At 64.9% G+C, this 6,640-nt stretch carries 6 protein-coding genes and 1 tRNA gene; 1 reads left to right on the top strand and 6 read right to left on the bottom strand.

Features of this window, described 5'->3' with window-relative positions; all coding sequences use genetic code 11:
• Positions 1-850, top strand: an 850-nt coding sequence (locus AC1DOC_RS13690; RefSeq protein WP_478129934.1) for a hypothetical protein, incomplete at its 5' end; no start/stop codon positions are given.
• A 672-nt stretch (positions 851-1,522) separates the two neighbouring features.
• On the opposite strand, the gene AC1DOC_RS13685 is transcribed toward AC1DOC_RS13690, so the two are convergent.
• From AC1DOC_RS13685 to AC1DOC_RS13660, 6 genes are all read right to left on the bottom strand, one after another.
• Entirely contained in the window at positions 1,523-2,773 is a 1,251-nt protein-coding gene (locus tag AC1DOC_RS13685; protein ID WP_478083228.1) for a tyrosine-type recombinase/integrase, read from the bottom strand.
• Between the two features lie 190 nt (positions 2,774-2,963).
• Positions 2,964-3,040 (bottom strand) — tRNA-Pro (locus tag AC1DOC_RS13680).
• Between the two features lie 26 nt (positions 3,041-3,066).
• Positions 3,067-3,546, bottom strand: coding sequence for a MerR family transcriptional regulator (locus AC1DOC_RS13675; RefSeq protein WP_018902978.1), 480 nt, complete (start codon positions 3,544-3,546; stop codon positions 3,067-3,069).
• Between the two features lie 65 nt (positions 3,547-3,611).
• Positions 3,612-3,983: an integration host factor subunit alpha gene (locus tag AC1DOC_RS13670; RefSeq protein ID WP_012747012.1), complete on the bottom strand. Its 372-nt coding sequence runs from the start codon at positions 3,981-3,983 to the stop codon at positions 3,612-3,614.
• A 5-nt stretch (positions 3,984-3,988) separates the two neighbouring features.
• Positions 3,989-6,430 carry a phenylalanine--tRNA ligase subunit beta gene (pheT, locus tag AC1DOC_RS13665; RefSeq protein WP_478083227.1) on the bottom strand — a complete coding sequence of 814 codons (2,442 nt, stop codon included), beginning with the start codon at positions 6,428-6,430 and terminating at the stop codon, positions 3,989-3,991.
• A gap of 42 nt (positions 6,431-6,472) precedes the next feature.
• A partial coding sequence (locus AC1DOC_RS13660; RefSeq protein WP_478129935.1) for a tRNA ligase subunit PheS family protein occupies positions 6,473-6,640 on the bottom strand: 168 nt, incomplete at its 5' end.

Raw genomic sequence — 6,640 nt, 5'->3', positions numbered from 1 at the left:
GGCCACTGGCGAGGCGACAGGCGTGATCATTTACGAGAAGATGGACATCGGCTTCTTCAGGAATTGGTTACCGGAATCCGCCGAGGCCTTCGCCGCCAATTTGCGAGCCTCGCTGTCCGACAGTTGTGGCAAATCGTTGGGCGCAACGACCGGCCTGGTTAGCTCGTATGCGCCTCCCACCATTGAAGTCAAGCAGAATGCGACTAGCCGGTTGTGCTCGTCCTTGGACGTACCGTGCGGCCTACCTCAGACGACCTGCACCGGGGGCTCCTCAGGGTCGCTGCCCTCGTGCGATTTCAGTGGATGTCATGGCGGCTCTCTTCCCGAGTTGCCCGTTTGCACCACGGTCCAACCCATGTGCCGGGCTGAGCAGAAGCAAGACCTCTACAGTGGCACAGGGCAGGCGCTTTACCAGCTCGAGGTCTTCCATACGGGCGAAGCGCCGAATCAGAAGATCGACGTGAAGTACCGGATGACGTCCAATAATTTCGAAACGTCGCAAGGCGACCTATTCAATCTACTGGATGCGATCGGCTTGAAGCGACCGCTCTTCGATATTCTGGCGCCGAAGGTTGAGGCGGGCATCAACGACTATCTGAATTCGAAGCTCAATGTGCTGAGCGAGGGTGCCGTGTCCATCAACGTCCCGACGCCTGACTACATCTATCTGCCTCAGGTGCGGGAGGTCAAATGGGGCGCCCCGACGCCCGTCCCGCAGGGAGCGGCGCCCTTTTCCATACAGGTCGCCCGGGACATGAAATTGCCGCGGCTGCTGGCCTGCGCCGTGGCCAAGTGTTTTCGCGATGCGAAGGCCTCGGGTGCTTCAGTCAACTCGTGCTCGCTGGACTAGCGCCCTCTGGGACGCGCGGTTAGCGAACCCAGCTCAGCGAGTACTGCTCGCACGCAGGCGCTTGGCGATCAAGCGGGTGGCCGCGTCGGTAGAGCCTTTCGCCCGCCGCCAACCGTGCTCTCGGTCCTCATGTAGCCTCTGGCGGTGGCCAGACTGGCCTCACCCGACATGGAAACAACGCGTGCGAGCTCGGACGAACACAAGTCCTGCGTCGGACGGATGAACTTCCGCTTTTCATATGCGCTTGCTCCGCAAAGGGCACGAACCCGAAGAACGGGTTCTTGCTTGAAGTGACTGCTTGGCGCCAGTCACAGGACATCCAGGTTCTTGCGCTGAATGATCGGTCCTGACTCGATCTGAGTCGTTGGCCGTGGTGTCATGAAGGACGGTTTTCGCCGCAAAGCCGCCTCCCATCGCAGACGCGCAGCCGGCTGGACCGTGCAGAATCCTCAGCAGAGCTCAGCAGACCATCGTCCCGGCGAGCCATTGCGCGATCCCGCTTCGCACTTTGGCCGAGAACTAATGGATGCCCTCGTCGCCGCAACGCCTTCGCGGCCGCTCGAGAACGATGACCCGCCTCCAGGCACCAGCGCACTGCGACATACTGCTTGGACGGCCGCTCCACGGCGGACCGGAGGTGCCGTGCCATCTAATCACCTGACAGAGTCATTCTCATGCGGCCGTTTTCAGCTCAGCCAGTGGAGAACTCGCCCTGGTAGCCAGCACGTCCAGATAGTCCGCCCACCGCTGGAGCATGACGATGCGCTGCTTGAGGTACTGCGTACGGTTGTAGGCACGCCCATTCGCGTCCTTGACGGCATGCGCCAACTGGGCCTCGATCACCAAGGGGTCGATCTCCAGTACTTCCGCCAATAGGGTCCGGGCTGTCGCCCTGAACCCATGAACCGTCTGCGCGGTCGGGCCGTACCCCAGGGTCAGAAGCGCTGCACGCAGAGTGTTGTCCGAGATCGGCCGTTCATGACTACGCTCGCCCGGAAAGACCAGCGTACTGTGGCCCGTAATGGGATGCAGCTTGCGCAGCAACTCCACAGCCTGCCTGGGCAAAGGCACCAAGTGCGGATCACCATGTTGCTTGCCATCGATGCGCCGCTTCATCCGCGCAGCGGGCACGGTCCAGAGCGCCCCGTCGAGATCGATCTCCGCCCAGGCCGCCGCTCGCAGTTCGTTCGGGCGTTGGAAAAGCATGGGAGCCAGTTGCAATGCCGTACGCACGATGGGACCGCCTTGGTAGCCCCGAATGACGCGTATCAGCGTTCCCAGTTTGGCCGGATCGGTGATCGCCGCGAAGTGCCGCTTCTTGTGGGGCGTGAGTGCCCCCTTGAGATCCGCCGTGATATCGCGCGGCGCCCGCGCAGTCGCCACCGCGTAGCGCCACACCGCGCGTGCCGTCATCAGGACGCGGCCGGCCACGTCGAGAGCGCCACGCTCCTCGACACGGCGTAGGGCCGCCAACAACTCGATGGCCTCGATTTCGCTGATGCGACGAGCAGCGAAGTACGGAAACAGGTCCTTTTCCAGGTTGCGCTTCTCGCGCGTGGCGTAGTGGCCGCTCCAGCGCTCATGGTGCTTGTCGAACCACTCTAGCGCCGTCTCTCGAAAGGTATCGCCGGTGTTCACGGTCGCCTTGAGCTTGACGACCTGGCGCGCCTGTATGGGATTGATTCCGGAAGCCTTCTGGGCTTTGGCAGCGTCACGGGCTTTTCGCGCCGCCGCAAGGCTCACGTCGGGATAGGAGCCCAAGGCGAATTTCTTCTCGACTCCCTCGATCCTGAACTTCCAGAACCATCGGCGAGAACCCGAGGTTGAGACTTCCAGATAGAGGCCACCTGCGTCGGCGTAGCGTGCCTGCTTGCGATCAGGCGGACAGGAGGCGTTGCGGCATGCGGCATCGGTCAACGGCATGGGGTACATCCAGGGTGGGGGTACAAAACCGCCATCCTGGGGGGTTCAGGTGGTTTGTACCCCCTTCTGTACCCCCACTTGGGGCTGGCAGTCACCGGATTTCAGTGTATGCCTCCGGACAAGATTTGCCCAGTTCCCCAATGAAAAAGGGCGTCCGGAGGATGATTCCGGACGCCCTTGGACGTTTTGTTGGTCGGTGTGAAAGGATTCGAACCTTCGACCCCTTGCACCCCATGCAAGTGCGCTACCAGGCTGCGCCACACACCGAAGCTCTCAATTATAGCCGGCTGAATTCACCGTCCGACGGTCAGCAGCTCACGAATTTCAAAAAGCTCGCGGCGCAGGTGCAGCAACTGCGACGGATCGACCGTGCGAGGCGCGGCCTTGGGCTCGGCCTCGGGGCCGGTCTTGTCTTCTTCCTGGTGGATGGCCGCGTCGAATTCTTCCTGGTCGATCTCGACGGCCTCCATGCCCTCGAGCGGCACCACGCCAGCCTTGCGCCGGTCGCGTTCGCCCTGCACGAGTTCTTGCAGTTTGTTGCGCGCGCCGCTGATGGTGAAGCCCTGGTCGTAGAGCAGGTCGCGGATGCGGCGGATCATGAGCACCTCGTGGTGCTGGTAGTAGCGCCGGTTGCCGCGCCGCTTCATGGGCCGCAGTTGCGTGAACTCCTGCTCCCAATAGCGCAGCACGTGCGGCTTGACGCCGCAAAGCTCGCCCACCTCACCAATGGTGAAGTAGCGTTTGACGGGAATGGGCGGGAGCGTTTTCTCCATTGAAATCAAGACCGTGCGCGGGAAACCTTAGAGATTACTCTACGCACGCGCCGGGCACCAAGCACTTATTCGGCGCCCAGGCTCCACTCGACCTCGGAAGTGCCGCTCTGCTCGATGCTTCCGTGGATTTGTTCCTTGAGCTTGGCGCTCGCATGGAAGGTGGCGACGCGGCGCTCGCCGATGGGAATGGCCTCGCCGGTGCGCGGGTTGCGGCCCGGCCGCGGTGCCTTCACGCGGATCTGGAAGTTGCCGAAGCCCGAGATCTTGACGTCGGTGCCCTCGATCAGGCTGTTGGCGATGAGGTCGAAAAACGCCTCGACCATGTCCTTGGATTCGCGCTTGTTGAGGCCGATCTGCTCGAACAGCAGGTCGGCCAGGTGCGCCTTGGTGAGTGCGGGCGTTTCGAGGGCTTCGAGCGTGAATTCCGCGGCGTTCATTCTCATCAACCTCTCAGGCGTGCGCCGAGTCTGGCGCTCAGTTGTTCGACGATGGCGCGCACGGCGGGTTCCACCTGCTCGTCGGTCAGCGTGGCGCTGTCGTCCTGGAAGCTCAGGCGCACCGCCATGCTTTTTTCTCCCTGCGCCAAGCCGCCGGATGCCGGCGCCGCGCCGTCGCGCGCGGGTTGCGGACGGTAGATGTCGAACAGCGTGGCGTCGCGCAGCAGCCCCTGCCCCGCTGCCGCCGATTGGATGGCCTGCATCAACGCATTGTGCGTGACGGCTTCGGCCACCACCACCGCAATGTCGCGCTCCACGGCCTGGTGCTTGGGCACCGGCCGCGCCACCGGCACGGGGCGCGCGGCGACGGCGTCGAGGTCGAGCTCGAACAGCACCGGCGCCAGCGCGAAGTCCCACTTCTGGCGCCAGCGCGGATGCAGTTCGCCGATGAAGCCGATGGCCTTGCCATCGACCAGCACGCGCGCCGAGCGGCCGGGGTGCAGGGCCGGGTGCTCGGCCGGCTCGAAGCTGGCCACGTGCGGGGCGAGCAGCGCTTCGACGTCGCCCTTGGCATCGTAGAAGTCGACGCGCTGCGGCTTGCCGTCCCAGCGCGCTTCTTCCGCATCGCCCCAGGCCAGGCCGGCCACGCGCATCGGCTGGTCGACGCCGCGCACGGTGCTGTCGGTGGTGGCCACGCTGTCGTCGCGCATGAACACGCGGCCCACCTCGAACACGCGCACGCGCGGCGCCTTGCGGTCGAGGTTGAACTTGAGCACCTGCAGCAGCGAGCCCAGCAGGGACGAGCGCATCACGCTCATCTGGCTGGCAATGGGGTTGAGGAGCTTCACCGGATTGGCATTGCCGGCCAGGTCCTGCTCCCAGTGCGCCTCGACAAAACTGAAGTTGATGGTTTCCTGGTAGCCGAGCGCGGCCAGGCTGCGGCGCACCGCGAAGCGGCTGCGCCGGGACTCGGGCCGCACGCGCGCGGTGATGGGCGCGAGCGGCGCATTGGTCGGCAGGTTGTTGAAGCCGATCAGGCGCGCAACCTCTTCGATCAGGTCTTCCTCGATCAAGAGGTCGAAGCGGTGCGGCGGCGGCGTGACGGTCAAGGTGCCCTCGCCTTCGCGCAGCGCAAAGCCGAGGCGGCGCAGCGCATCGGCGCATTGCGCCTGCGTGAGCGGCATGCCGATGACGCGCGCGGCACGCGCCACGCGCAGCGTGACGGGCATGGCCTCGGGCACGTTCAGGATCTTGTCGTCCATGGCGCCGGCCTGGCCGCCGCAGATCTCGATGATGAGCTGCGTGATGCGCTCGATGATTTCCACCGTGCGGCTCGGATCGACGCCGCGCTCGTAGCGGTGCCCCGCATCGGTCGAGAAGTTGAAGCGGCGCGAGCGGCCCTGGACCGCTTCGGGCCACCAGAACGCGGCCTCCACGTAGATGTTGCGCGTGTCGTCGGACACCGAGGTGGCATCGCCGCCCATGATGCCGGCGAGCGATTCGACCGCCTGGTCGTCGGCGATCACGCCGACCTTGTCGTCCACGCTGATCGTGTTGCCGTTCAGCAGCTTGAGCTGCTCGCCCGCCTTGCCCCAGCGCACCGTGAGGCCGCCGTGGATCTTGTCGAGGTCGAAGATGTGGCTGGGCTGGCCGTACTCGAACATGACGTAGTTCGAGATGTCGACCAGCGGCGTCACGCTGCGCTGGCCGCAGCGCGCGAGCCGATCGACCATCCACGCGGGCGTGGCCACCTGGGTGTTCACGCCGCGCACGATGCGGCCCGAGAAGCGGCCGCAGAGCTCGGGCGCTTCCACCTTCACCGGCAGCACGTCGGCAAACGACGCGGCCACCGGCGCGATGGCGGGCGTCTTGAGCGGGGCACCGGTCAGCGCCGAGAGCTCGCGCGCAACGCCGTACACGCTCAGGCCGTGCGCGAGGTTGGGCGTGAGCTTGAGCGTGAGCAGCGCGTCGTCGAGCTTGAGCATGTCGCGCACGTCGGCGCCAATGGGGGCGTCGGCATCGAGCTCGAGCAGGCCGCCGTGGTCTTCGCTGAGCTTCAGTTCGCGCGCCGAGCACAGCATGCCCTGGCTCTCGACGCCGCGCAGCTTGCCGAGCTTGATGAGAAAGGGCTTGCCGTCTTCACCGGGCGGCAGTTCGGCGCCGACCAGTGCGCAGGGCACCTTGATGCCGACGCGCGCATTGGGCGCGCCGCACACGATGTTGAGCAAGGCGCCCTGCCCCGCGTCGACCTGGCACACACGCAAGCGATCGGCGTTGGGATGCTGCACGGCTTCCTTGATCTCGCCGACCACGATGCGGCTGAAGGGCGGCGCCACGGGGCGGCGCTCTTCGACCTCGAAGCCGCCCATGGTGAGCGTTTCAGCCAGCTCGGCGCTGCCGAGGGGCGGATTGCAGAACTCGCGCAGCCAGGATTCCGGGAATTGCATCTCTTCGATCTCGTATTCGTATTTATTGCTGTGGACGGGTGCTTACTGGAACTGCGAGAGAAAGCGCAAGTCGCCATCGAAGAACAGTCGCAGGTCGTTCACGCCGTAGCGCAGCATGGTGAGCCGGTCGGGGCCCATGCCAAAGGCAAAGCCGATGTAGCGCTCGGGGTCCAGCCCCATGTTGCGCACCACGTTCGGATGCACCTGGCC

The organism is Variovorax sp. 01T439_2, from assembly GCF_056398445.1.
This window is presented reverse-complemented; position numbering and strand designations above follow the sequence as displayed.